14 protein-coding genes and 3 rRNA genes are annotated in these 24,006 nt (G+C 56.1%); 13 read left to right on the top strand and 4 right to left on the bottom strand.

Going from position 1 to position 24,006, the window contains the following annotated elements:
- The first annotated feature begins 39 nt into the window (after positions 1–39).
- The 7 genes from ACJ69_RS16020 (at position 40) to aceK (ending at position 10,999) form a co-directional block, all read left to right on the top strand.
- Positions 40–1,579, top strand: a 16S ribosomal RNA gene (locus ACJ69_RS16020).
- Positions 1,580–1,788: 209 nt separating this feature from the next.
- Positions 1,789–4,693: ribosomal RNA gene (locus ACJ69_RS16015) — 23S ribosomal RNA — on the top strand.
- Positions 4,694–4,769: 76 nt separating this feature from the next.
- Positions 4,770–4,885: ribosomal RNA gene (gene rrf / locus ACJ69_RS16010) — 5S ribosomal RNA — on the top strand.
- Together the 16S, 23S and 5S rRNA genes form the textbook arrangement of a ribosomal RNA operon.
- Positions 4,886–5,058: 173 nt before the next feature.
- Entirely contained in the window at positions 5,059–5,988 is a 930-nt protein-coding gene (gene metA / locus ACJ69_RS16005; protein WP_024906663.1) for a homoserine O-acetyltransferase MetA, read from the top strand.
- A 270-nt stretch (positions 5,989–6,258) separates the two neighbouring features.
- The gene (aceB, locus tag ACJ69_RS16000; RefSeq protein ID WP_059347312.1) at positions 6,259–7,860 is read left to right on the top strand and encodes a malate synthase A; all 1,602 of its coding nucleotides are present in this window, start codon (positions 6,259–6,261) and stop codon (positions 7,858–7,860) included.
- Positions 7,861–7,891: 31 nt separating this feature from the next.
- Positions 7,892–9,196, top strand: a complete 1,305-nt coding sequence (aceA, locus tag ACJ69_RS15995) for an isocitrate lyase (protein WP_059347311.1) — start codon at positions 7,892–7,894, stop codon at positions 9,194–9,196.
- 51 nt (positions 9,197–9,247) lie between these two features.
- Positions 9,248–10,999, top strand: coding sequence for a bifunctional isocitrate dehydrogenase kinase/phosphatase (gene aceK, locus ACJ69_RS15990; protein ID WP_059347310.1), 1,752 nt, complete (start codon positions 9,248–9,250; stop codon positions 10,997–10,999).
- Between the two features lie 22 nt (positions 11,000–11,021).
- Here the strand turns inward: aceK and iclR are convergent, their stop codons facing one another.
- Positions 11,022–11,852, bottom strand: coding sequence for a glyoxylate bypass operon transcriptional repressor IclR (gene iclR, locus ACJ69_RS15985; protein WP_038417708.1), 831 nt, complete (start codon positions 11,850–11,852; stop codon positions 11,022–11,024).
- Positions 11,853–12,045: 193 nt separating this feature from the next.
- Here iclR and metH point away from each other — a divergent pair, with 193 nt between their 5' ends.
- From metH to rluF, 5 genes are all read left to right on the top strand, one after another.
- Positions 12,046–15,729, top strand: a complete 3,684-nt coding sequence (metH, locus tag ACJ69_RS15980; protein ID WP_059347309.1) for a methionine synthase — start codon at positions 12,046–12,048, stop codon at positions 15,727–15,729.
- Positions 15,730–15,845: 116 nt separating this feature from the next.
- Entirely contained in the window at positions 15,846–17,477 is a 1,632-nt protein-coding gene (locus ACJ69_RS15975) for a Na/Pi cotransporter family protein (RefSeq protein ID WP_023309990.1), read from the top strand.
- A gap of 95 nt (positions 17,478–17,572) precedes the next feature.
- A complete protein-coding gene (locus ACJ69_RS15970; protein WP_032662656.1) occupies positions 17,573–17,866 on the top strand; it encodes a type II toxin-antitoxin system CcdA family antitoxin in 294 nt (97 codons plus the stop codon).
- Positions 17,866–18,183: a CcdB family protein gene (locus ACJ69_RS15965; protein WP_029740630.1), complete on the top strand. Its 318-nt coding sequence runs from the start codon at positions 17,866–17,868 to the stop codon at positions 18,181–18,183. Before ACJ69_RS15970 ends, ACJ69_RS15965 begins: the two co-directional genes overlap by 1 nt.
- Positions 18,184–18,237: 54 nt before the next feature.
- Positions 18,238–19,110, top strand: a complete 873-nt coding sequence (rluF, locus tag ACJ69_RS15960) for a 23S rRNA pseudouridine(2604) synthase RluF (RefSeq protein WP_023309993.1) — start codon at positions 18,238–18,240, stop codon at positions 19,108–19,110.
- Here rluF and ACJ69_RS15955 read toward each other — a convergent pair whose 3' ends face one another.
- The 3 genes from ACJ69_RS15955 to lysC all read right to left on the bottom strand — a co-directional run bounded on the left by ACJ69_RS15955 (position 19,111) and on the right by lysC (position 21,821).
- Positions 19,111–19,383 carry a YjbD family protein gene (locus ACJ69_RS15955; protein ID WP_032662654.1) on the bottom strand — a complete coding sequence of 91 codons (273 nt, stop codon included), beginning with the start codon at positions 19,381–19,383 and terminating at the stop codon, positions 19,111–19,113.
- A gap of 50 nt (positions 19,384–19,433) precedes the next feature.
- Positions 19,434–20,378, bottom strand: a complete 945-nt coding sequence (gene panS, locus ACJ69_RS15950; RefSeq protein ID WP_059347308.1) for a ketopantoate/pantoate/pantothenate transporter PanS — start codon at positions 20,376–20,378, stop codon at positions 19,434–19,436.
- Between the two features lie 93 nt (positions 20,379–20,471).
- Complete coding sequence (gene lysC / locus ACJ69_RS15945) at positions 20,472–21,821, bottom strand: lysine-sensitive aspartokinase 3 (protein ID WP_023309996.1); 1,350 nt, start codon at positions 21,819–21,821, stop codon at positions 20,472–20,474.
- A gap of 374 nt (positions 21,822–22,195) precedes the next feature.
- On the opposite strand from lysC, the gene pgi reads away from it, so the two are divergent.
- Positions 22,196–23,845, top strand: a complete 1,650-nt coding sequence (gene pgi / locus ACJ69_RS15940; RefSeq protein ID WP_054830152.1) for a glucose-6-phosphate isomerase — start codon at positions 22,196–22,198, stop codon at positions 23,843–23,845.
- Positions 23,846–24,006 lie beyond the last annotated feature (161 nt).

The raw sequence follows: 24,006 nt of genomic DNA, 5'->3' as shown, positions 1-24,006 counted from the left end.
GTAATTCATTACGAAGTTTAATTCACGAGCATCAAACTTAAATTGAAGAGTTTGATCATGGCTCAGATTGAACGCTGGCGGCAGGCCTAACACATGCAAGTCGAGCGGTAGCACAGGGAGCTTGCTCCTGGGTGACGAGCGGCGGACGGGTGAGTAATGTCTGGGAAACTGCCTGATGGAGGGGGATAACTACTGGAAACGGTAGCTAATACCGCATAACGTCGCAAGACCAAAGAGGGGGACCTTCGGGCCTCTTGCCATCAGATGTGCCCAGATGGGATTAGCTAGTAGGTGGGGTAACGGCTCACCTAGGCGACGATCCCTAGCTGGTCTGAGAGGATGACCAGCCACACTGGAACTGAGACACGGTCCAGACTCCTACGGGAGGCAGCAGTGGGGAATATTGCACAATGGGCGCAAGCCTGATGCAGCCATGCCGCGTGTATGAAGAAGGCCTTCGGGTTGTAAAGTACTTTCAGCGGGGAGGAAGGCGATAAGGTTAATAACCTTGTCGATTGACGTTACCCGCAGAAGAAGCACCGGCTAACTCCGTGCCAGCAGCCGCGGTAATACGGAGGGTGCAAGCGTTAATCGGAATTACTGGGCGTAAAGCGCACGCAGGCGGTCTGTCAAGTCGGATGTGAAATCCCCGGGCTCAACCTGGGAACTGCATTCGAAACTGGCAGGCTAGAGTCTTGTAGAGGGGGGTAGAATTCCAGGTGTAGCGGTGAAATGCGTAGAGATCTGGAGGAATACCGGTGGCGAAGGCGGCTCCCTGGACAAAGACTGACGCTCAGGTGCGAAAGCGTGGGGAGCAAACAGGATTAGATACCCTGGTAGTCCACGCCGTAAACGATGTCGACTTGGAGGTTGTGCCCTTGAGGCGTGGCTTCCGGAGCTAACGCGTTAAGTCGACCGCCTGGGGAGTACGGCCGCAAGGTTAAAACTCAAATGAATTGACGGGGGCCCGCACAAGCGGTGGAGCATGTGGTTTAATTCGATGCAACGCGAAGAACCTTACCTACTCTTGACATCCAGAGAACTTTCCAGAGATGGATTGGTGCCTTCGGGAACTCTGAGACAGGTGCTGCATGGCTGTCGTCAGCTCGTGTTGTGAAATGTTGGGTTAAGTCCCGCAACGAGCGCAACCCTTATCCTTTGTTGCCAGCGGTCCGGCCGGGAACTCAAAAGAGACTGCCAGTGATAAACTGGAGGAAGGTGGGGATGACGTCAAGTCATCATGGCCCTTACGAGTAGGGCTACACACGTGCTACAATGGCGCATACAAAGAGAAGCGACCTCGCGAGAGCAAGCGGACCTCATAAAGTGCGTCGTAGTCCGGATTGGAGTCTGCAACTCGACTCCATGAAGTCGGAATCGCTAGTAATCGTAGATCAGAATGCTACGGTGAATACGTTCCCGGGCCTTGTACACACCGCCCGTCACACCATGGGAGTGGGTTGCAAAAGAAGTAGGTAGCTTAACCTTCGGGAGGGCGCTTACCACTTTGTGATTCATGACTGGGGTGAAGTCGTAACAAGGTAACCGTAGGGGAACCTGCGGTTGGATCACCTCCTTACCTTAAAGAACCTGCCTTTGTAGTGTCCACACAGATTGTCTGATGAATGATGAACTTCTGAATGTACTTTTGAGTGCATTAAGAAGTTTTGCTCTTTAAAAATCTGGATCAAGCTGAAAATTGAAACGACACATCTTTAATGGTGTGTTCGAGTCTCTCAAATTTTCGCAATTTGATGATGAATCGAAAGAAACATCTTCGGGTTGTGAGGTTAAGCGACTAAGCGTACACGGTGGATGCCCTGGCAGTCAGAGGCGATGAAGGACGTGCTAATCTGCGAAAAGCGCCGGCGAGGTGATATGAACCTTTGACCCGGCGATGTCCGAATGGGGAAACCCAGTGTGATTCGTCACACTATCGTTAACTGAATACATAGGTTAACGAGGCGAACCGGGGGAACTGAAACATCTAAGTACCCCGAGGAAAAGAAATCAACCGAGATTCCCCCAGTAGCGGCGAGCGAACGGGGAGCAGCCCAGAGTCTGAATCAGCTTGTGTGTTAGTGGAACGGTCTGGAAAGTCCGGCGATACAGGGTGACAGCCCCGTACACGAAAGCACACAGGTTGTGAGCTCGAAGAGTAGGGCGGGACACGTGGTATCCTGTCTGAATATGGGGGGACCATCCTCCAAGGCTAAATACTCCTGACTGACCGATAGTGAACCAGTACCGTGAGGGAAAGGCGAAAAGAACCCCGGCGAGGGGAGTGAAAAAGAACCTGAAACCGTGTACGTACAAGCAGTGGGAGCACCCTTGTGGTGTGACTGCGTACCTTTTGTATAATGGGTCAGCGACTTATATTCTGTAGCAAGGTTAACCGTATAGGGGAGCCGAAGGGAAACCGAGTCTTAACTGGGCGTTAAGTTGCAGGGTATAGACCCGAAACCCGGTGATCTAGCCATGGGCAGGTTGAAGGTTGGGTAACACTAACTGGAGGACCGAACCGACTAATGTTGAAAAATTAGCGGATGACTTGTGGCTGGGGGTGAAAGGCCAATCAAACCGGGAGATAGCTGGTTCTCCCCGAAAGCTATTTAGGTAGCGCCTCGTGAACTCATCTTCGGGGGTAGAGCACTGTTTCGGCTAGGGGGCCATCCCGGCTTACCAACCCGATGCAAACTACGAATACCGAAGAATGTTATCACGGGAGACACACGGCGGGTGCTAACGTCCGTCGTGAAGAGGGAAACAACCCAGACCGCCAGCTAAGGTCCCAAAGTCATGGTTAAGTGGGAAACGATGTGGGAAGGCACAGACAGCCAGGATGTTGGCTTAGAAGCAGCCATCATTTAAAGAAAGCGTAATAGCTCACTGGTCGAGTCGGCCTGCGCGGAAGATGTAACGGGGCTAAACCATGCACCGAAGCTGCGGCAGCGACGCTTATGCGTTGTTGGGTAGGGGAGCGTTCTGTAAGCCGTTGAAGGTGTGCTGTGAGGCATGCTGGAGGTATCAGAAGTGCGAATGCTGACATAAGTAACGATAAAGCGGGTGAAAAGCCCGCTCGCCGGAAGACCAAGGGTTCCTGTCCAACGTTAATCGGGGCAGGGTGAGTCGACCCCTAAGGCGAGGCCGAAAGGCGTAGTCGATGGGAAACAGGTTAATATTCCTGTACTTGGTGTTACTGCGAAGGGGGGACGGAGAAGGCTATGTTAGCCGGGCGACGGTTGTCCCGGTTTAAGCATGTAGGCGGAACGATTAGGTAAATCCGGTCGTTTATTAACGCTGAGGTGTGATGACGAGGCACTACGGTGCTGAAGTAACAAATGCCCTGCTTCCAGGAAAAGCCTCTAAGCATCAGGTAACATCAAATCGTACCCCAAACCGACACAGGTGGTCAGGTAGAGAATACCAAGGCGCTTGAGAGAACTCGGGTGAAGGAACTAGGCAAAATGGTGCCGTAACTTCGGGAGAAGGCACGCTGATATGTAGGTGAAGCCCCTGCGGGTGGAGCTGAAATCAGTCGAAGATACCAGCTGGCTGCAACTGTTTATTAAAAACACAGCACTGTGCAAACACGAAAGTGGACGTATACGGTGTGACGCCTGCCCGGTGCCGGAAGGTTAATTGATGGGGTTAGCGGCAACGCGAAGCTCTTGATCGAAGCCCCGGTAAACGGCGGCCGTAACTATAACGGTCCTAAGGTAGCGAAATTCCTTGTCGGGTAAGTTCCGACCTGCACGAATGGCGTAATGATGGCCAGGCTGTCTCCACCCGAGACTCAGTGAAATTGAACTCGCTGTGAAGATGCAGTGTACCCGCGGCAAGACGGAAAGACCCCGTGAACCTTTACTATAGCTTGACACTGAACACTGGTCCTTGATGTGTAGGATAGGTGGGAGGCTTTGAAGCGTGGACGCCAGTCTGCGTGGAGCCGACCTTGAAATACCACCCTTTAATGGCTGGTGTTCTAACGTAGACCCGTAATCCGGGTTGCGGACAGTGTCTGGTGGGTAGTTTGACTGGGGCGGTCTCCTCCCAAAGAGTAACGGAGGAGCACGAAGGTTAGCTAATCCTGGTCGGACATCAGGAGGTTAGTGCAATGGCATAAGCTAGCTTGACTGCGAGAGTGACGGCTCGAGCAGGTGCGAAAGCAGGTCATAGTGATCCGGTGGTTCTGAATGGAAGGGCCATCGCTCAACGGATAAAAGGTACTCCGGGGATAACAGGCTGATACCGCCCAAGAGTTCATATCGACGGCGGTGTTTGGCACCTCGATGTCGGCTCATCACATCCTGGGGCTGAAGTAGGTCCCAAGGGTATGGCTGTTCGCCATTTAAAGTGGTACGCGAGCTGGGTTTAGAACGTCGTGAGACAGTTCGGTCCCTATCTGCCGTGGGCGCTGGAGAATTGAGGGGGCTGCTCCTAGTACGAGAGGACCGGAGTGGACGCATCACTGGTGTTCGGGTTGTCATGCCAATGGCATTGCCCGGTAGCTAAATGCGGAAAAGATAAGTGCTGAAAGCATCTAAGCACGAAACTTGCCCCGAGATGAGTTCTCCCTGACCCTTTAAGGGTCCTGAAGGAACGTTGAAGACTACGACGTTGATAGGTCGGGTGTGTAAGCGCAGCGATGCGTTGAGCTAACCGATACTAATGAACCGTGAGGCTTAACCTTACAACGCCGAAGCTGTTTCGGCGGACGAGAGACAGACAATCAAATTTCAGCTTTGATACAGATTTAACAGAATTTGCCTGGCGGCTTTAGCGCGGTGGTCCCACCTGACCCCATGCCGAACTCAGAAGTGAAACGCCGTAGCGCCGATGGTAGTGTGGGGTCTCCCCATGTGAGAGTAGGGAACTGCCAGGCATCAAATAGAAGAACCCCGTACCGTAAGGTGCGGGGTTTTTTGCTTTTGTCTTTCCCCTTCCTTGAAACTTTCTCACCTTCTGCTTGCAGACTCGACATTCAAACCATTTCTGGGTATCGTTAGCTGTCTGGATGTCTAAACGTTTATACGTATGCTGTGAGGATATAAATTTATGCCGATTCGGGTGCAGGACGAGCTACCAGCCGTCAATTTCTTGCGTGAAGAAAACGTCTTCGTCATGACGGCTTCGCGTGCGACAGGTCAGGAAATTCGCCCGCTGAAGGTGCTTATTCTCAATCTGATGCCAAAAAAGATCGAAACAGAAAACCAGTTCCTGCGTCTTCTGTCGAACTCCCCTCTGCAGGTTGATATTCAGCTGCTGCGAATCGATGCCCGTGAGTCACGTAACACGCCTTCTGAGCATCTGAACAACTTCTACTGTAACTTCGATGATATTCAGGGGGAAAACTTCGACGGACTGATCGTAACCGGCGCGCCGCTGGGTCTGGTTGAATTTAACGATGTCGCCTACTGGCCGCAGATCAAACAGGTGCTAGAGTGGGCAAAAGATCACGTTACGTCCACATTGTTTGTCTGTTGGGCGGTACAGGCCGCACTGAATATTCTTTATGGCATCCCCAAGCAAACCCGCACTGAAAAGCTCTCCGGCGTATACGAACACCATATTCTTCACCCACATGCGTTGCTGACGCGTGGTTTCGATGATTCCTTCCTGGCCCCGCATTCGCGCTACGCCGATTTCCCGGCCCAGTTGATTCGTGATTACACCGATCTGGAGATCCTGGCCGAAACGGAAGACGGGGATGCTTACCTGTTTGCCAGCAAGGATAAACGCATTGCTTTTGTGACCGGGCATCCTGAGTACGATCCGCATACCCTCGCGTCAGAGTATTTCCGTGATGTCGAAGCGGGTCTTAATCCGGATGTACCGTACAACTATTTCCCGAAAGACGATCCGCAAAACAAACCGAGAGCAACCTGGCGCAGCCACGGGAATTTGCTTTTCACTAACTGGCTCAACTATTACGTCTACCAGATCACGCCATACGATCTGCGCCACATGAATCCGACGCTGGAGTAATCTTCTGCACTAAACGATCCTAAAGCGTTTCAGCTATTCAAATCAGGCACCTTCGGGTGCCTTTTTTATTTCCGAAATGTCACTCACCGTTCGATCCAACTTTAATCTCAATGAAATCAATCAATTAATCACAATTAATAATTAAAATGGAAATTGTTTTTGATTTTAGAAAAAATATAGATAGTCTTAATTCTGCTGAGCGAAAACTACCCAACGATCTTTCGTTCGCATCGGGGGCGTGATTTTGGATCTTTGATGAGGAGCAGAGTAATGACTCAACAGGCAACGACGGTCGATGAACTGGTCTTTACCAAGCCGTACGGCGAGCAAGAACAGCAAGTGTTGACGGCGGAAGCGGTAGAGTTTCTGACTGAACTGGTAACCCGCTTTACGCCGCAGCGTAATAAGCTGCTGGCGGCACGCATTCATCAGCAGCAGGAAATTGACGATGGCAAGTTGCCTGGCTTCATTTCGGAAACCGCTTCCATTCGCCGTGGCGAGTGGAAAATCCGCGGCATCCCTGAAGATTTACAGGATCGTCGCGTTGAGATCACCGGTCCGGTAGAGCGCAAAATGGTGATCAACGCCATGAACGCCAACGTTAAAGTCTTTATGGCCGATTTTGAAGACTCACTGGCGCCGGACTGGCGTAAAGTCATCGAGGGGCAGATCAACCTGCGCGACGCCGTGAACGGCACCATCAGCTATACCAACGAAGCCGGCAAAATTTACCAGCTCAAACCGAACCCGGCGGTGCTGATCTGTCGCGTACGCGGCCTGCACCTGCCTGAAAAACATGTCACCTGGCGTGGGGAAGCCATTCCGGGCAGCCTGTTTGATTTCGCGCTCTATTTCTTCCACAACTACAAGAACCTGCTGGCAAAAGGCAGCGGCCCTTATTTCTATCTGCCAAAAACGCAGGCCTGGCAGGAAGCGGCCTGGTGGAGCGAGGTCTTCAGCTATGCGGAAGATCGTTTCAACCTGCCGCGCGGCACCATCAAAGCCACGCTGCTGATTGAAACGCTGCCAGCCGTGTTCCAGATGAATGAAATTCTGCACGCCCTGCGCGACCACATTGTCGGCCTGAACTGCGGACGCTGGGACTATATTTTCAGCTACATCAAAACCCTGAAAAACTATCCCGACCGCGTACTGCCGGATCGCCAGGTCGTGACCATGGATAAACCGTTCCTGAGCGCCTACTCGCGCCTGCTGATCAAAACCTGCCACAAGCGCGGCGCCTTTGCGATGGGCGGCATGGCGGCATTTATCCCGAGCAAAGACGCAGAGCGCAACAATCAGGTGCTCAACAAGGTGAAGGCCGACAAAGAGCTTGAAGCCCGTAACGGTCACGACGGCACGTGGATTGCCCATCCCGGCCTGGCCGATACGGCGATGGAGGTCTTTAACCGCGTTCTCGGCGACAACAAAAACCAGCTGTTTGTCACGCGCGAAGACGATGCCCCAACGGCTGAAGAACAGCTGCTGGCACCGTGCGCGGGCGAGCGTACGGAAGAGGGCATGCGTGCCAATATCCGCGTCGCGGTCCAGTACATCGAAGCGTGGATCTCAGGCAACGGCTGCGTACCTATCTACGGCCTGATGGAAGATGCCGCGACGGCGGAGATCTCACGTACCTCCATCTGGCAGTGGATCCACCATCAAAAAACGCTCAGCAACGGCAAACCCGTGACCAAATCTCTGTTCCGCCAGATGCTGGCCGAAGAGATGCGGGTGATCCAGGACGAGCTGGGCGAACACCGTTTCAGCAGCGGGCGTTTTGACGACGCTGCGCGTCTGATGGAGCAAATCACCACATCAGATGACTTAATCGACTTCCTGACCCTGCCGGGCTACCGCTTCCTGGCGTAACTCACCACATAACAATATGGAGCATCTGCACATGAAAACCCGTACCCAACAAATCGAAGAGTTGAAGAAAGAGTGGACACAGCCTCGCTGGGAAGGCATCCGCCGTCCTTACAGCGCGGAGGAAGTGGTGAAATTACGCGGCTCGGTCAACCCGGAATGCACGCTGGCGCAAAACGGTGCGGCGAAAATGTGGAAGCTGCTGCACGGTGGCTCTAAAAAGGGCTACATCAACAGCCTCGGCGCGCTGACCGGCGGTCAGGCGCTGCAGCAGGCGAAGGCCGGTATTGAAGCTATCTATCTCTCCGGCTGGCAGGTTGCGGCGGACGCAAACCTGGCGTCCAGCATGTACCCGGATCAGTCGCTCTATCCGGCTAACTCCGTGCCGTCGGTGGTGGATCGGATCAACAACACCTTCCGCCGTGCGGATCAGATCCAGTGGGCCGCAGGTATCGAACCCAACGATCCGCGCTTTACGGACTACTTCCTGCCGATCGTCGCGGATGCGGAAGCAGGCTTCGGCGGCGTACTGAACGCCTTCGAACTGATGAAATCGATGATTGAGGCCGGTGCAGCGGCCGTTCACTTCGAAGACCAGCTGGCGTCAGTGAAGAAATGCGGGCACATGGGCGGTAAGGTGCTCGTTCCGACTCAGGAAGCGATTCAGAAGCTGGTTGCCGCGCGTCTGGCTGCTGACGTGCTCGGCGTGCCAACGCTGGTCATTGCCCGTACCGATGCGGACGCGGCGGACCTGATCACCTCTGACTGCGACCCGTACGACAGCGAATTCATCACCGGCGAGCGCACCAGCGAAGGTTTCTACCGCACCCATGCCGGCATTGAACAGGCGATCAGCCGCGGCCTGGCGTACGCGCCTTACGCGGACCTGGTCTGGTGTGAAACCTCCACGCCGGATCTGGCGCTGGCAAAACGCTTTGCCGACGCCATCCACGCGAAGTATCCGGGCAAGCTGCTGGCCTATAACTGCTCGCCGTCATTCAACTGGCAGAAAAAGCTGGATGACAAAACGATCGCCAGCTTCCAGCAGCAGCTGTCCGATATGGGCTACAAATACCAGTTCATTACCCTGGCAGGCATCCACAGCATGTGGTTCAACATGTTCGACCTGGCGCACGCCTACGCGCAGGGCGAGGGCATGAAGCACTACGTTGAGAAGGTGCAGCAGCCGGAGTTTGCCGCGGGCAAAGACGGCTACACCTTCGTGTCTCACCAGCAGGAGGTGGGAACCGGCTACTTTGATAATGTGACCACGATTATTCAGGGCGGTACCTCCTCCGTCACCGCCTTAACGGGTTCAACGGAAGAAGCACAGTTTTAATCTTTTCCCCCTCTCCCCTCTCGGGGAGAGGGTTGGGGTGAGGGGGAATATATGTCGCGTGGCCTGGAATTGCTGATTGCCCAAACTATTTTGCAGGGCTTCGATGCCCAGTATGGTCGTTTTCTTGAAGTGACATCCGGCGCGCAGCAGCGCTTCGAACATGCAGACTGGCATGCGGTTCAACAGGCCATGAAGCAGCGTATCCATCTCTACGATCACCACGTGGGTCTGGTGGTGGAGCAGCTGCGCTGTATTACCGACGGTAAAAGTCCCGACGCGGATTTTTTACTGCGCGTGAAGGAGCACTACACCCATTTGTTACCCGACTACCCGCGCTTCGAGATTGCGGAGAGCTTTTTCAACTCCGTCTATTGCCGGTTATTTGACCACCGCTCACTATCTCCTGAGCGGTTATTTATCTTCAGCTCCCAGCCCGAGCGCCGCTTTCGAACCATTCCACGTCCGCTGGCGAAAGATTTCTTTCCCGATCGCGGATGGGAAAAGCTCCTGCACCGCGTGCTAACGGATCTGCCGCTGCGCCTGCCCTGGGAGAATAAAACCCGGGATATCGACTATATTCACACCCATCTCAACGAAACCTTCGGCGCGGAGGTGCTTAGCCATAGCCATTTGCAGGTGGCTAACGAGCTTTTCTACCGCAATAAAGCCGCCTGGCTGGTCGGCAAACTGGTTACGCCGACCGCCATTGTGCCTTTTCTGCTGCCCATTCACCGTACCGACGACGGGGAACTGTTTGTCGATACCTGCCTGACCACCGGCGCCGAGGCCAGCATCGTGTTTGGTTTCGCCCGCTCCTATTTCATGGTGTACGCCCCGCTGCCTGCCGCGCTGGTGGAGTGGCTGCGCGAGATCCTGCCGGGCAAAACCACCGCCGAGCTGTATATGGCCATTGGCTGTCAGAAGCACGCCAAGACGGAAAGCTACCGGGAGTACCTGCGCTATGTCACGACGGCCGACGAGCAGTTTATTGAAGCGCCAGGCATTCGCGGTATGGTGATGCTGGTGTTTACGCTGCCGGGTTTCGACCGGGTCTTTAAGGTGATTAAAGACAGATTCGCGCCGCAGAAAGAGATGACCGCCGCGCACGTTCGCGCCTGCTATCAGCTGGTCAAAGAGCACGATCGCGTCGGGCGCATGGCGGATACCCAGGAATTCGAAAACTTTGTGCTGGATAAACAGCAGATCGACCCAGCGCTCATGGCGCTGTTAATGCAGGAAGCGCCCGCAAAAATCACCGATCTGGGTGATAAAATCGTGATTAGCCATCTCTACATTGAGCGCCGCATGGTGCCGCTGAATATCTGGCTTGAGCAGTCCGAAGGCCAGGCGCTGCGGGATGCCATTGAAGAATACGGCAACGCGATTCGCCAGCTTGCCGCCGCCAATATTTTCCCGGGCGACATGCTGTTTAAAAACTTCGGCGTCACCCGTCACGGGCGGGTGGTGTTCTACGACTACGACGAAATTTGCTACATGACCGAGGTGAATTTCCGCGATATACCACAGCCCCGCTACCCGGAAGATGAGCTTTCCGGTGAGCCGTGGTACAGCGTCTCGCCGGGCGATGTGTTTCCGGAGGAGTTTCGCCACTGGCTGTGTGCCGACCCGCGCATCGGGCCGCTATTCGAAGAGATGCATGAGGATCTGTTCCGCGCCAGCTACTGGCGCGGACTGCAAACGCGGATCAAAAATGGGCATGTCGAAGATGTGTACGCTTACCGCCGCAAGCAGAGGTTTTGCATAAGATTTTCTCCCTCTCCCTGTGGGAGAGGGCCGGGGTGAGGGCATCAGGCCGCACTCAATCTCAACGAATCCCACCATACGCCAGCGTCACCTCTTTTGCCGCCTTAATCACCAGCGCACCCAGCTCGGTCACGCGGTCATCGGTCATCCGCGAAATCGGACCGGAGATGGAGATCGCGGCAAACGGCTCGCGGTGCTCGTCAAAAATACAGGCCGCGAGGCAGCGCAGGCCCAGGGCATGTTCTTCATCATCAAACGAATAGCCGCGCTTGCGGGTCAGGGCCAGATCTTCTTTCAGATGCACGGGCGATACCAGGGTGGCGTGGGTGTAGGCGTGCAGCCCTTTACGGTGCAGCAGCCCCGTCACCTGCTCTTCGCTCAGCTGCGAGAGAAACGCTTTCCCCGCCCCGGAGGCGTGCATCGGCAGCTTGCCGCCAATCGGTGCGGACATACGCATCAGCTGCGTACACTGCACCTGGTCGATGATAATCGCCTGGTGGTCGCTCTGGTCCAGCACCGCCAGGTTTACGGTCTCGCCGGACTCCTCCATCAGCTTGCGCAGAATCGGGTGCACAATCGCCAGCAGGTTGCGGCTCTGCAGGAAGCTGCTGCCGACGATAAACGCGTGCGCGCCCACCGCCCAGTGCCCCAGCTCGCCGACCTGGCGGACAAAGCCCAGCTGCTGCATGGTGGTCAGCAGGCGGTGCGTCGTGGAGTTCGGCAGGCCAGCCTGCTGGGCCAGCTCCGTCAGGGCCACGCTGCCGTGCGACTCGGCTATCCACTCCAGCAGTTTCAAACCGCGCGTGAGCGATTGAACCTGTCCGCCCTGTTGTGCGGCGGCGGTGGTGGCAGCAGGTTTTCTGCCGCGTTTAGCGGGAACGGTCGCGACCATGACGATCTCCTTTTTCTGTATCGTGGAAATCATTTTCGTTTTATTTGGTGAATTTGCAACCGTTATCCTGACTGATCGGAGGAGTGATGGTGAACATGTCTCATGTTACCGCTGTGCGACTTTTCCACCCTGCGAGATTGTGCCAGTATGGAACCCAGCCTTTTGGCCTTGTTGAGCGTTGTCGGGAGCAAGTGTGAGCAGCAAAGTAGAGCAACTGCGTGCGCAGTTAAATGAACGAATTCTGGTGCTGGATGGCGGCATGGGCACCATGATCCAGGGGTATCGTCTGAGTGAAGACGATTTCCGCGGCGAACGCTTTGCCGACTGGCCCTGCGACCTGAAAGGGAACAACGACCTGCTGGTGCTCAGCAAGCCGTTCGTTATTAAGGATATCCACAACGCCTACTTCGAAGCGGGGGCGGATATCGTTGAGACCAACACCTTTAACTCGACAACCATCGCCATGGCGGATTACCAGATGGAATCCCTGTCGGCGGAAATCAACCTGGAAGCCGCGAAGCTGGCGCGCGCCTGCGCCGACGAGTGGACGGCCCGCACGCCGGACAAGCCTCGCTACGTTGCCGGGGTGCTTGGCCCGACGAACCGCACCGCGTCGATTTCACCGGACGTCAACGACCCGGCGTTTCGTAATATCACCTTCGATCAGCTGGTTGCCGCCTACCGCGAATCGACCAAAGCGCTGGTGGAAGGCGGTTCCGATCTGATCCTGATTGAAACCGTATTCGACACCCTCAACGCCAAAGCCGCGATTTACGCGGTGAAAGAGGAGTTTGAGGCGCTGGGCGTTGACCTGCCGATCATGATTTCCGGCACCATCACCGACGCTTCCGGCCGTACCCTGTCCGGTCAGACAACCGAAGCGTTTTATTACTCCCTGCGTCACGCCGAATCGCTCTCCTTTGGCCTGAACTGCGCGCTGGGGCCGGATGAACTGCGCCAGTACGTGCAGGAGCTTTCCCGTATCGCGGAATGTTACGTCACCGCCCACCCGAACGCCGGTCTGCCGAACGCGTTCGGTGAATACGATCTCGATGCCGACACCATGGCGGCGCAAATCCGCGAGTGGGCCGAGTCTGGATTCCTGAACATCGTCGGCGGCTGCTGCGGCACCACGCCGGAGCACATCGCGGCTATGAGCAACGCCGTGGCCGGACTGCCGCCGCGCAAGCTGCCCGAGCTTCCGGTTGCCTGTCGCCTTTCCGGTCTTGAGCCGTTGACCATCGGCGACGACAGCCTGTTTGTGAACGTGGGTGAGCGTACTAACGTCACCGGTTCCGCAAAGTTCAAGCGCCTGATCAAAGAAGAGAAATACAGCGAAGCGCTGGACGTTGCCCGCCAGCAGGTGGAAAGCGGCGCGCAGATTATCGATATCAACATGGACGAGGGGATGCTCGACGCCGAAGCGGCGATGGTGCGTTTCCTCAACCTGATCGCCGGCGAGCCGGACATCGCCCGCGTGCCGATCATGATCGACTCCTCCAAGTGGGAGGTCATCGAAAAAGGGCTGAAGTGCATCCAGGGTAAAGGCATCGTCAACTCTATCTCGATGAAAGAGGGCGTTGATATCTTTATCCACCACGCGAAGATGATCCGCCGCTACGGTGCCGCCGTGGTGGTCATGGCCTTCGACGAGGTGGGCCAGGCGGATACCCGCGAGCGTAAAATTGAGATATGCCGCCGCGCGTACAAGATTTTGACCGAAGAGGTGGGCTTCCCGCCGGAAGACATTATCTTTGACCCGAATATCTTCGCCGTCGCGACCGGGATTGAAGAGCACAACAACTACGCCCAGGACTTTATCGGCGCATGTGAGGACATCAAGCGCGAGCTGCCGCATGCGCTGATCTCCGGCGGCGTATCGAACGTGTCGTTCTCGTTCCGCGGCAACGACCCGGTGCGCGAAGCGATCCACGCCGTGTTCCTCTACTACGCCATCCGCAACGGCATGGACATGGGGATCGTTAACGCCGGCCAGCTGGCGATTTACGACGATCTCCCTGCCGAGCTGCGCGACGCCGTCGAGGACGTGATCCTTAACCGCCGCGACGACGCCACCGAGCGCATGCTGGACCTGGCGGAGAAATACCGCGGCAGCAAATCGGATGAGGCGGCAAACGTTCAGCAGGCCGAGTGGCGTTCCTGGGACGTGAAAAAGCGTCTGGAATACTCGCTGGTCAAAGGCATCACCGAATTTATCGAGCTCGATACCGAAGAGGCGCGCCAGCAGGCAGCCCGCCCAATTGAGGTGATCGAAGGCCCGCTGATGGACGGCATGAACGTGGTCGGCGATCTGTTCGGCGAGGGTAAAATGTTCCTGCCGCAGGTGGTGAAATCCGCCCGCGTGATGAAGCAGGCGGTGGCGTATCTGGAACCCTACATCGAAGCCAGCAAAGAGAAAGGCTCCAGCAACGGCAAGATGGTTATCGCCACCGTTAAGGGAGACGTGCACGACATCGGCAAGAACATCGTTGGCGTAGTGCTGCAGTGTAATAACTACGAGATTATCGACCTCGGCGTGATGGTCCCGGCGGACAAAATCCTCAAGACCGCGCGCGAGGTGAACGCCGACCTGATTGGCCTCTCCGGCCTGATTACGCCGTCGCTCGACGAAATGGTCAACGTGGCAAAAGAGATGGAGCGACAGGGCTTCACCATTCCGCTATTGATTGGCGGGGCGACCACCTCGAAAGCGCACACGGCGGTGAAAATCGAGCAGAACTACAGCGGCCCGACGGTCTACGTGCAGAACGCCTCGCGCACCGTGGGCGTGGTCTCCGCGCTGCTCTCCGACACCCAGCGCGACGATTTTGTGGCGCGCACCCGTAAAGAGTACGAAACCGTTCGCATCCAGCACGGCCGTAAGAAGCCGCGCACCCCGCCTGTTTCGCTGCAGGCTGCGCGCGATAACGATCTGGCCTTCGACTGGTCCAGCTACACGCCGCCGGTCGCGCACCGTCTGGGCGTGCAGGACGTGACGGCCAGCATCGAGACGCTGCGCAACTACATTGACTGGACGCCGTTCTTTATGACCTGGTCGCTGGCGGGCAAATATCCGCGCATCCTGGAAGATGAGGTGGTCGGCGAGGAGGCGAAGCGCCTGTTTAAAGATGCCAACGACATGCTCGACACGCTGAGCGCAGAGAAAACCCTCAACCCGCGCGGCGTGGTGGGCCTGTTCCCGGCGAACCGCGTGGGCGACGATGTAGAAATCTACCGTGATGAAACCCGCACCCACGTGCTGGCGGTCAGCCGCCATCTGCGCCAGCAAACGGAGAAAGTGGGCTTTGCCAACTACTGCCTGGCCGATTTCGTCGCGCCGAAGCTGAGTGGTAAAGCCGACTATATCGGCGCCTTTGCGGTAACCGGCGGTCTCGAAGAAGATGCGCTGGCGGACGCGTTCGAAGCGCAGCACGATGATTACAATAAAATCATGGTGAAAGCGATTGCCGACCGCCTGGCGGAAGCCTTCGCCGAGTACCTGCACGAGCGCGTGCGCAAGGTGCACTGGGGCTATGCGGCGAATGAAAACCTCAGCAATGAGGATCTGATCCGCGAAAACTACCAGGGGATTCGCCCGGCGCCGGGCTATCCGGCCTGTCCGGAACACACCGAAAAAGGCACCATCTGGAAGCTGCTGGATGTGGAAGCCCATACCGGCATGAAGCTCACCGAGTCGTTCGCCATGTGGCCAGGCGCGTCAGTTTCCGGCTGGTACTTCAGCCATCCGGACAGCAAGTACTTTGCCGTGGCGCAGCTGCAGCGGGATCAGATTGAAGATTACGCCCTGCGCAAAGGGATGAGCGTGTCTGAAGTGGAGCGCTGGCTGGCGCCAAATCTCGGCTACGACGCCGACTAAAATCACTTTTCCTTACAACAAACAGGGCGCTCATTGGGCGCCCTGTCTCTTTCTTACGTTTAAACCCTTATACTGAACCTATGGAAAACGAATAACGATAAGGAGGAAAAACTTCCGTGCTGACGTTGTTACACCTGCTCTCTGCAGTCGCACTGCTCGTATGGGGCACCCATATCGTCCGTACCGGCGTGATGCGCGTATTTGGCGCGCGCTTACGTACCGTTCTCAGCAGCAGCGTTGAGAAGAAGCCGCTCGCCTTCTGCGCGGGCATTGGCGTAACGGCACTGGTTCAGAGCAGTAACGCCACGACCCTGCTTGTCACCTCCTTTGTGGCGCAGGATCTGGTGGCGCTGGCCCCGGCGCTGGTGATTGTGCTGGGTGCGGATGTAGGTACCGCGCTGATGGCGCGTATCCTGACCTTCGATCTCTCCTGGCTGTCGCCGCTGCTGATTTTTATCGGCGTTATCTTCTTCCTTGGCCGCAAGCAGACGCGTGCCGGGCAGCTCGGGCGCGTAGGGATAGGCCTGGGGCTGATCCTGCTGGCGCTGGAGCTGATTGTGCAGGCGGTCACCCCAATCACCGAGGCCAACGGCGTGCAGGTCATCTTTGCCTCCCTGACCGGGGACATCATGCTTGACGCCCTCATTGGCGCGGTATTTGCCATCGTCAGCTACTCCAGCCTGGCGGCGGTTCTTCTGACGGCGACCTTAACCGCCACAGGGGCGATCTCCTTCCCGGTGGCGCTGTGTCTGGTGATCGGGGCCAACCTCGGCTCCGGCCTGCTGGCGATGCTCAATAACAGCGCGGCCAACGCCGCCGCCCGCCGCGTGGCTCTCGGCAGCCTGCTGTTTAAGCTGGTGGGCAGCCTGATTATTCTGCCGTTCGTTCACCCGCTGGCGAACCTGATGGACAATCTACCGCTGCCGAAGGCGGAGCTGGTGATCTACTTCCACGTGTTCTACAACCTGGTGCGCTGCCTGGCAATGGTGCCTTTTGCCGCGCCGATGGCCCGCTTCTGCGAACGCCTCATTCAGGACGAGCCGGAGCTGGATGCGCGCCTGAAGCCGAAGCACCTGGATACCTCCGCGCTGGATACCCCGGCGCTGGCGCTGGCGAATGCCGCTCGCGAGACGCTGCGCATGGGCGACGCAATGGAAACCATGCTCGAAGGCCTGCAAAAGGTGATGCACGGCGAGCCGCGTGAAGAGAAAGAACTGCGCAGACTGGCGGACGATATCAACGTGCTCTATACCGCCATTAAGCTTTACCTGGCGCGTATGCCGCAGGACGAGTTGGCGGAAGAGGAGTCCCGCCGCTGGGCGGAAATCATCGAAATGTCGCTTAACCTTGAGCAGGCCTCGGATATCGTTGAGCGTATGGGCAGCGAGATCGCCGACAAATCCCTTGCCGCGCGTCGTGCGTTTTCAGGTGAAGGCCTGAAGGAGCTGGAAGCGCTGCACGAACAGCTGGTCAGCAACCTCAAGCTGGCGATGCTGGTCTTCTTCTCCAGCGACGTGCCGAGCGCGCGCCGCCTGCGTCGCAACAAGCATCGTTTCCGCATTCTGAACCGCCGCTACTCGCACGCCCACGTTGAGCGTCTGCACCAGCAGAACGTGCAGAGCATCGAGACCAGCTCCCTGCATCTGGGGCTGCTGGGGGATATGAAGCGTCTCAACTCGTTGTTCTGCGCGGTAGCGTACAGCGTGATGGAACAGCCGGATGAAGACGACGAGCGGGATGAGTATTAATCTCTGAAAGCGCCTCGCAAAACCGTTTTGCGGGGCGTGACACCTTATAAAGCGCAATTTACTCTTCAGACCTTACATTTTGAAGGGAATAGAAAATGCTCGTTTATTACGCTACACTTCGCCAATTCATGCGCATTCCGATGGGGGTTCTCATGCGCGCTACTCATGGCATCAAAAAATCAGTCAATGTGTCGTTAGCACCAGAAATCCTTGAAGAGGCGCGTCGGCTTAAACTTAATCTCTCTGCTGTACTCACGGCTGCGCTGCAGGAGCAGTTTCGAGCGCATCAGCGCGCAGAGTGGTTAGCAGAAAATAAAGCTTCTATTGAGGCCATTAACCAGTGGGTTGATGAAAACGGCTCCTTTAGTGATTCTCAGAGATCGTTCTGATGGAACAATATTTTGCTTATGAGAATGAGGGTAAGGGGAAAACTGCCTATCCCTGGCTAATCAATATGCAGCATCCCGTGGCCAATGTGATGAAGCATGTCCTGGTCGCACCAGCAGTTGAGCTTAGCCATCTGGGAGGCATTCAGCCGCCTGCGAAAGTGTGCCCTGTCGTTGAGATAGCGGGTAAGCCCTGCGTGGTCATGATGCACATGATGGCTGGCATATCGCCAAAAGAGTTAGGTGAGCGTGTTGCCGATCTTACGCAAAACCGGGCTTCATTGCGGGATGCACTCGATTTTTTGATCAACGGCTACTAACACTTTTTTGTCAGCCGCAAGGTAAGGTATATTTCGCCCTTCACAGGAGAAACTATGCTGCCAACTCAATCAACCCGATTAAACAAATACATTAGCGAGAGCGGGATCTGCTCACGTCGCGAGGCTGACCGTTACATTGAACAGGGTAACGTGTTTCTTAACGGCAAACGCGCCACCATCGGCGACCAGGTGGTCCCTGGCGATGTGGTTAAAGTGAATGGTCAGGTCATCGAACCGCGTGATGCTGAAGACCTGGTGTTTATCGCGTTGAACAAACCGGTTGGGATTGTCAGCACCACGGAAGACGGTGAGCGGGACAACATCGTTGATTTCGTGAACCACAGCAGCCGTATCTTCCCGATTGGCCGTCTGGATAAAGACTCACAGGGGCTGATTTTCCTCACCAACCACGGCGATCTGGTCAACAAAATTCTTCGTGCCGGTAATGACCACGAGAAAGAGTACATTGTGACGGTCAATAAGCCGGTCACGGACGAATTTATTCGCGGCATGGGCGCCGGGGTGCCGATCCTCGGTACCGTCACGAAAAAGTGTAAGGTGAAGAAAGAAGCGCCGTTCGCGTTCCGCATTACGCTGGTGCAGGGCCTGAACCGCCAGATCCGCCGCATGTGTGAACACTTCGGTTATGAAGTGACGAAGCTGGAACGCACGCGCATCATGAACGTCAGCCTGTCCGGCATCCCGCTGGGCGAGTGGCGCGATTTAACGGATGACGAGCTGATTGAACTCTTCAAGCTTATCGAGAATTCCTCGTCCGAAGCGAAGCCGAAGGCCAAAGCAAAACCGAAAACTCAGGCGATTAAGCGCCCGGTGGTGAAGGCGCCGCAGGCGGAAGATAAGGGGCGAGGCAAGCCGGGTAATGGAAAACGCTTTACCCAGCCGGGGCGCAAAAAGAAAGGGCGCTGATTAGCGCCTTCCACGGGTAGACGTTGTGGCGGACCAGGAAAAGGTCGCCTCTGCATCCGGTTTATAAGCCTGCTCTTTTTTCAGCTTGCGGGCTTTTTTCGCCGCGGCCTCACGCTGCGCCATCAGCTTATCGATGTACTCTTTTTTCACCTGATTGGTTTCGGCGTTCGTCAGCGTGCGGCCATGTGCGATACGGGCGCGGTCGAGAAGCGTTTTCAGTTCGCGCTGCTCGGCTTCCGTCATGTCTTTCTGGGTCAAACGTGGTGTAGCCATTGCTGAAGCCTCATGATAGAGAGGCTTCAGTGTAAAGCAAGCCGCGTAAATTAACCCTGCTTCACCGCATCTTTTTTCGTTTGTTCATCAATCGGTTTGCCGGACCAGTAGCCCGCCAGCAGCGAGCCGGAGAGGTTATGCCAGACGGAGAACAGCGCGCCGGGCAGGGCCGCCAGCGGGGAGAAGTAGATTTTACCGAGTGCCGCCGCCAGGCCGGAGTTCTGCATGCCTACCTCGATTGCCAGCGTACGGCAGGTCGATTCGTCAAAACCAAACAGCTTCCCGCCCCAGTAGCCGCCCAGCAGGCCAATCGTGTTATGCAGCACCACGGCGATGATCACCACAAAGCCCACGGAGGCAATGTGCGATGCGGAACCCGCCACCACGGCGCTAATGATCGCCAGAATGCAGACCATCGAAAACGCGGGCAGGTACGGCTCAACGGCCTTCACCATGCGCGGGAAAAGATGGTGAATGACCAGCCCCAGCGCAATCGGGATCACCACAATTTGCAGAATGCTGAGCAGCATGCCCATCACGTCCACCTGAATATGCGCGTCCACGTACAGGCGGGTTAACAGCGGCGTGGCAACGACGCCAACCAGCGTGGAAACGGACGAGATCGTGACGGAGAGCGCCACGTCGCCTTTCGCCAGGTAGATCATGACGTTGGACGCCGTGCCGCTGGCCACGCTGCCTACCAGCACCATCCCGGCGGAGAGATCGGGCGGCATCTTAAAGGCCATTGCCAGCAGCCACGCCGCAAGCGGCATGACCAGGTAGTGCAGGAAGATCCCTGCTGCGACGGGCGCAGGGCGAGACAGCACGCGTTTAAAGTCGTCGATTTTCAGATGCACGCCCATACCGAACATGATCAGCATCAGCAGCGTGGCGACCCACGGACCAATGCCCGTGAAAGTGGCGGGGGTGTAATACGCGAGTACGGAGAGCAGCAGCGCCCATAACGGGAACAGCCGCGTAACGGCGGATAACATAGTGGATTCCTTGCAGTATTGTCGTGTTGTTTAGTTATGAAAAAGCCGGGTCTGTGCCCGGCTTATAGGTATTGTTTATCGTGCTAACGAATTTTATTCAAACAAATTCTGATGAAGTTTCTGCACGACCTGCTCAGCCTGATCGGCAGGCACCAGGAAGCAGAGGTTGTAGCTGGATGCGCCGTAGCAGATCATGCGGATGCTGAACGGGTCGAGCACGCCGAACACCTCTTTACCCACGCCGCAGGCGCGCGACAGCTTGTTGCCAATGATGGCAACCAGCGCCAGATCTTCTTCCACTTCCACGCGGCACAGCTCAGAAAGCTCAATCAGCAGAGACTGCGTCAGCAGCGTGTCGCCGGTGGAGGTAGAGCCGGTGGTGTCCAGCGTCAGCGCAATGCTCACTTCAGAGGTGGTGATCAGATCCACCGAGATATTGTGGCGCGCCAGAATGCCAAACACTTCCGCCAGGAATCCACGGGAATGCAGCATATTGTGGCTGTGGAGCGTCACCAGCGTCTGGCGACGGCGCAGGGCCAGGGCGCGGAACAGCGGTGGGTTTTCGGTTTTCTTGCAGACCAGCGTCCCGCCCGCTTTCGGATCTTTGCTGGAACCCACGAAGACCGGAATATCGCTGCGTACGGCCGGCAGCAGCGTTGCCGGGTGCAGCACTTTCGCGCCGAAGGTGGCCATTTCCGCGGCTTCTTCAAAGGCGATCACATCAATACGTTTAGCCGCAGAAACGACGCGCGGGTCGGTGGTGTAAATGCCCGGAACGTCCGTCCAGATATCCACGCGCGTTGCATGCAGGGCCTCGCCCAGCAGCGCGGCGGTGTAGTCGCTGCCGCCGCGACCAAGCGTGGTGGTGCGGCCTTTCGCTTCACTGCCGATAAAGCCCTGGGTGATCACGATACCGTCTGCCAGGCGTGGTGCCAGCTGCTGATTGGTCAGCTCCGCCAGCGCCTCAACGTCCGGCTCGGCACGCCCAAAGCGATCGCTGGTACGCATCACTTTACGCACGTCAAACCACTGCGCCTGAACGTTACGCTCGCGCATGATTTCCACAAACAGCAGGGTGGACATCAGTTCGCCGTGGCTGACCAGCTCGTCGGTCAGGGCGGTGGAGGTGGCCAGAGAGGCCGCTTCTGCCAGGGTGGTGATATTTTCCAGCAGGCGTTCCACTTCCTCGCGAATGACGTTCGGGTTCTGCAGACGCTCAAGAATGTCGAACTGAATTTTGCGCAGTGCATCCAGCTTCACGAAACGTTCTGTCGCTTCCAGTCCTTCAGACAGAGAAACCAGCAGGTTCGTCACGCCGGCGGATGCTGAGAGCACCACCAGGCGGGTATTCGGATCGGCCAGCACCACATCGGCGCTGCGGTTCATGGCATCGTAATCGGCCACACTGGTGCCGCCAAATTTGGCGACCACAAAACTCGTCATAACAACCTCGTGTCAGGGAATGAATAAGCGACCTTGGCACAAGAGTGAAACGAAAACAGGTGCAGGCGCAAAATACGGCCCTATAAATAAAATGCGGGGGAGGTCCTGTCAATGCTGGGATTATGCGGATTTTTTATGGGGGGGTACCCCTGAGAAACAGGACTTATAACAGGGCCATATTTTATGCTCCATTTTAGCCTGTTTTGGGCGACATTTCGCCGCCCCAGGAGGGCACTTCAGCAGCTATACTTTTCGGGTCTTTTCACCTGTGTTTGATGCAGGCCAGGGCAATGGCATAAAAACCATCACAATTTTTATTTGCAGGCGCTACAATCGACCGCAGTCACAATTCTCAAATCAGAAGAGTATTGCTAATGAAAAACATCAACCCAACGCAGACCGCTGCCTGGCAGGCACTCCAGAAACATTTTGATGAAATGAAAGACGTCACCATCGCGGATCTGTTCGCGAAGGATGCCGATCGTTTCTCTAAGTTCTCCGCGACCTTCGACGACCTGATGCTGGTGGATTTCTCCAAAAACCGCATTACCGAAGAGACGCTGGCAAAACTGCAGGATCTGGCGAAAGAAACCGAGCTTGCCGACGCCATCAAATCCATGTTCTCCGGTGAGAAAATTAACCGTACCGAAGACCGTGCCGTGCTTCATGTGGCCCTGCGTAACCGTAGCAATACGCCAATCATCGTTGACGGCAAAGACGTCATGCCGGAAGTGAACGCGGTGCTGGAAAAGATGAAAACCTTCTCCGAAGCGATCATCTCCGGTAGCTGGAAAGGCTACACCGGCAAAGCGATCACCGACGTGGTTAACATCGGTATCGGCGGCTCTGACCTCGGTCCGTTCATGGTGACCGAAGCGCTGCGCCCGTACAAAAACCACCTCAATATGCACTTTGTGTCTAACGTCGATGGTACCCACATTGCCGAAGTGCTGAAGAACGTGAACCCGGAAACCACCCTGTTCCTGGTTGCCTCCAAAACCTTCACCACTCAGGAAACCATGACCAACGCCCACAGCGCGCGCGACTGGTTCCTGAAAACCGCGGGCGACAACAAGCACGTGGCGAAACACTTCGCGGCGCTGTCTACCAACGGTAAAGCCGTCAGCGAGTTCGGCATTGATACCGCGAACATGTTCGAGTTCTGGGACTGGGTTGGCGGCCGCTACTCCCTGTGGTCTGCGATCGGTCTGTCCATCATCCTGTCCGTGGGCTTCGACAACTTCGTTGAGCTGCTCTCCGGCGCGCACGCGATGGATAAACACTTCTCCACGACCGCACCAGAGAAAAACCTGCCGGTGCTGCTGGCGCTGATCGGTATCTGGTACAACAACTTCTTCGGCGCTGAAACCGAAGCGATCCTGCCGTACGACCAGTATATGCACCGCTTTGCGGCCTACTTCCAGCAGGGCAACATGGAATCCAACGGTAAATACGTTGACCGTAACGGCAACGCGGTGGATTACCAGACTGGCCCAATTATCTGGGGCGAGCCGGGCACCAACGGTCAGCATGCCTTCTACCAGCTGATCCACCAGGGCACCAAAATGGTACCGTGCGATTTCATCGCTCCGGCTATCACCCATAACCCGCTGTCTGACCACCATCCGAAGCTGCTGTCGAACTTCTTTGCGCAGACCGAAGCGCTGGCGTTCGGTAAATCCCGCGAGGTGGTTGAGCAGGAATACCGTGACCAGGGTAAAGATCCGGCCACGCTGCACCACGTTGTGCCGTTCAAAGTGTTCGAAGGCAACCGTCCAACCAACTCCATCCTGCTGCGCGAAATCACGCCGTTCAGCCTGGGTGCGCTGATTGCCCTGTACGAGCACAAGATCTTCACGCAGGGCGCCATCCTGAACATCTTTACCTTTGACCAGTGGGGCGTTGAGCTGGGCAAACAGCTGGCAAACCGTATTCTGCCAGAGCTGGGTGACGATAAAGCGATTGCCAGCCATGACAGCTCGACAAATGGTTTGATCAACCGTTATAAAGCATGGCGCGCGTAATTAAAACGTCATGAAAACGTGCCGGCATAATGCCGGCATTTTTTTATCGGATAATTCCTGATGTCTGTTAGTTAACTCTAACTCTGGATCTGAGTTTAATCCGAAAAAGGCGCTTAACCCGTTAATTGCTGCGGTTTATTTTAAGAAAATACGCAGTAGTT

Source organism: Enterobacter asburiae, from assembly GCF_001521715.1.
In the GTDB taxonomy this organism is placed as follows: domain Bacteria; phylum Pseudomonadota; class Gammaproteobacteria; order Enterobacterales; family Enterobacteriaceae; genus Enterobacter; species Enterobacter asburiae.
The sequence above is the reverse complement of the archived record's forward strand: the minus strand, read 5'-3'. Positions and strand labels throughout refer to the sequence as shown.

Bases quoted from the DNA above. Each gene is read 5' to 3' on its own strand.
- metA (WP_024906663.1), top strand. From the start codon at position 5,059: ATGCCGATTCGGGTGCAGGACGAGCTACCAGCCGTCAATTTCTTGCGT.
- aceB (WP_059347312.1), top strand. From the start codon at position 6,259: ATGACTCAACAGGCAACGACGGTCGATGAACTGGTCTTTACCAAGCCG.
- aceA (WP_059347311.1), top strand. From the start codon at position 7,892: ATGAAAACCCGTACCCAACAAATCGAAGAGTTGAAGAAAGAGTGGACA.
- aceK (WP_059347310.1), top strand. From the start codon at position 9,248: ATGTCGCGTGGCCTGGAATTGCTGATTGCCCAAACTATTTTGCAGGGC.
- iclR (WP_038417708.1), bottom strand. From the start codon at position 11,852: ATGGTCGCGACCGTTCCCGCTAAACGCGGCAGAAAACCTGCTGCCACC.
- ACJ69_RS15970 (WP_032662656.1), top strand. From the start codon at position 17,573: ATGCTCGTTTATTACGCTACACTTCGCCAATTCATGCGCATTCCGATG.
- ACJ69_RS15965 (WP_029740630.1), top strand. From the start codon at position 17,866: ATGGAACAATATTTTGCTTATGAGAATGAGGGTAAGGGGAAAACTGCC.
- rluF (WP_023309993.1), top strand. From the start codon at position 18,238: ATGCTGCCAACTCAATCAACCCGATTAAACAAATACATTAGCGAGAGC.
- ACJ69_RS15955 (WP_032662654.1), bottom strand. From the start codon at position 19,383: ATGGCTACACCACGTTTGACCCAGAAAGACATGACGGAAGCCGAGCAG.
- panS (WP_059347308.1), bottom strand. From the start codon at position 20,378: ATGTTATCCGCCGTTACGCGGCTGTTCCCGTTATGGGCGCTGCTGCTC.
- lysC (WP_023309996.1), bottom strand. From the start codon at position 21,821: ATGACGAGTTTTGTGGTCGCCAAATTTGGCGGCACCAGTGTGGCCGAT.
- pgi (WP_054830152.1), top strand. From the start codon at position 22,196: ATGAAAAACATCAACCCAACGCAGACCGCTGCCTGGCAGGCACTCCAG.